The sequence below is a fragment of the Mesorhizobium sp. M1143 genome, from assembly GCF_040318435.1.
In the GTDB taxonomy this organism is placed as follows: domain Bacteria; phylum Pseudomonadota; class Alphaproteobacteria; order Rhizobiales; family Rhizobiaceae; genus Mesorhizobium.
In genome coordinates this window covers 1-849 of the sequence record NZ_JAMYMJ010000190.1, presented here as the reverse complement: position 1 = coordinate 849, position 849 = coordinate 1, and the positions used below count along the sequence as shown (strand labels likewise).

General features: G+C 58.4%; 1 protein-coding gene and 1 pseudogene. Both read left to right on the top strand.

All coding sequences use genetic code 11. The features are described from left to right. The first annotated feature begins 166 nt into the window (after positions 1 to 166). Positions 167 to 460: a helix-turn-helix domain-containing protein gene (locus NKH35_RS31880; RefSeq protein WP_352917583.1), complete on the top strand. Its 294-nt coding sequence runs from the start codon at positions 167 to 169 to the stop codon at positions 458 to 460. A 64-nt stretch (positions 461 to 524) separates the two neighbouring features. Next, positions 525 to 849 (top strand): annotated as a pseudogene (locus NKH35_RS31875) (IS110 family transposase); the annotation flags it as partial.

Below are 849 nucleotides of genomic sequence, written 5' to 3'. Positions count from 1 at the left end.
CAGCCTGCCAGCCGTGGCGCGCTGATCAGCCCGGCCCATGCCGGAGAGCACGGCGACTAATGCCGCCAGCTACACCACGCCGCGGGACACGATCTGACGGGCAAAAAGGCCGGATTATGCCTTCTCAAAAAACAGAAAGGGAAACCATGGCGCGAATAGCAGTTATATGATCTCTGCCAGGGACTTTCGTTCACCGGGGCAACGAGAAATGACGATCCGAGGTGTCCAATGCAGAATGGCTCGGGCGGCGCTGGGACTGAAAATAAGCGAGCTGGCCTGCCTTGCGGGGGTCGCCCCGACAACCATCACGCGATTGGAAGCTGGCACTCCAATAGGTCCACGAACACTCAGCTCGATTGAAAAAACTCTTGAGGATGGAGGTATCAGGTTTGTCTTCGCTGAGAATGGAGACTGCGGCATAATGCTGAGTCCGTTTCAAATTACCTTTGTTGTGGAGTAGTATATATAAGTACAGCAGGGCATCTGCTAAGAAATCACCTGTCAAGCCACGCAGGAGGCGGCTGATGGAATATTTTTGCGGACTGGATGTTGCGTGGACGAAACTGCGGTGTGCGTCGTCGACGAACATGGTGAGGTGCATTTGACGGTCAAGGTGGAGACCGATCCGGATGCGTTGTTCGTGGTGTTGAAGCCGTTCGTGGCGCGGCTGCGGCGCGTCGGCCACGAGGCCGGATCGCTGTCGCCCTGGCTCAATCCCGAGCTTCTGAAACGCCGCCTTCCGGCGATCTGCCTGGAGACACAGCACGTGGGCGCCGCGATGTCGGCGCAGCGCAACAACACGGATGCCGCCGATGCGCTCGGCATCGCCCACATCATGCGCATCGGCGG

Bases quoted from the DNA above. Each gene is read 5' to 3' on its own strand.
- NKH35_RS31880 (WP_352917583.1), top strand. From the start codon at position 167: ATGATCTCTGCCAGGGACTTTCGTTCACCGGGGCAACGAGAAATGACG.